2 protein-coding genes are annotated in these 1,071 nt (G+C 55.9%); one reads left to right on the top strand and one right to left on the bottom strand.

Annotation, left to right across the window (positions count from 1 at the left end; all coding sequences use genetic code 11):
- Positions 1-60: 60 nt before the first annotated feature.
- Complete coding sequence (locus tag QD357_RS32450) at positions 61-348, top strand: DUF1236 domain-containing protein (RefSeq protein ID WP_414126103.1); 288 nt, start codon at positions 61-63, stop codon at positions 346-348.
- 98 nt (positions 349-446) lie between these two features.
- Here QD357_RS32450 and QD357_RS32445 read toward each other — a convergent pair whose 3' ends face one another.
- Positions 447-692, bottom strand: coding sequence for a hypothetical protein (locus QD357_RS32445; protein ID WP_414126102.1), 246 nt, complete (start codon positions 690-692; stop codon positions 447-449).
- Positions 693-1,071 lie beyond the last annotated feature (379 nt).

Here is a 1,071-nt window from a genome sequence, read left to right as displayed (position 1 = left end):
CTCAGGAACCTTCGCGGCCGGCGACAGTTAGGGAATTCCATTGGATCAACGGAGGTTATGATGAAAAGGATTCTCGTTGCCGTGAGCGCGGCACTCTTCGCATCCGGGACAGCTTTTGCTCAAAGCAGCACGACGGTGGTTATTCCCGGAGAAGTCAGGACCTATGTGACGGAACAAGAGGTTCCATCCGTCACCTATGACGGCGATATCGTCGTCGGCAGCGAGTTGCCGAGTTCGGTGGAARTACACACCATTCCCAGCAACAACGACTACGCCTATACGATCGTCAACAAGAAGCGTGTTATCGTGAACCCACAAACGCRTAAGATTATCGAAATCGTGAAATAGCCGAAGTCCGAAACCAGGCATCAGGGTGTGACACCATCACTGCCTGGTGTGCCTGGTGACATCAAGACTGCGATACGCTTGCGATTTCCCGCCGTCGGTCAGGCGCCAGAGGCTTTCCCTGGCGCCCCGTGGGCCGAACCTTCTTCCTTGACGTCGCGCGGCGTCGGCGTCGTAATGGCGCCATGGTCTGGGTCCCTGACATCCTGTCCCTTCGAGCCATCAGCCCCACTTGCAAGCTCACGATCACGGCTTTCGCGCCTCGTGCGTCGCAAGGTCGTTGCTTCTTCGATCAGGGAAGTCAGTTCCTCGTCGGAAAAGTCGGATAGATCAATGGTCCTACTCATAACAGCCTCCTAAACGAGCATCGGCTGCTGCTGCGACGGAAATGGCGGCGTGGGATGCGTGACCATGGCTTCCTCCTTGCTGTCGGTAAACTCCCATTCTCAACCACCGGCCCCTCGCTTGGTTCCCGAAAAGAGAAAAATCAGCGGGGAACAAACGAAAATCACGCTGCCGTTTTCCAGGAACCTTCCCGCTCCGCTGCAGTTCTAAAACCGGGGTCCGCGCGGCCATTCGTTCACAACCCGCATAGGGATAGCGAGGTCATTGCCATGAATTTCAAACAGATCAACGAGACGAACGGTCAGCGCACCTATGTCGTCGTGCTCGATGCGCAGGAAGAAGCGTTCTCCACTCTCAGCAACTTTGCCACCACCTATGAGA

Origin of the sequence: Rhizobium sp. BR 317 (assembly GCF_047445835.1) — a bacterium.
GTDB lineage: Bacteria > Pseudomonadota > Alphaproteobacteria > Rhizobiales > Rhizobiaceae > Rhizobium > Rhizobium paranaense.
This window is presented reverse-complemented; position numbering and strand designations above follow the sequence as displayed.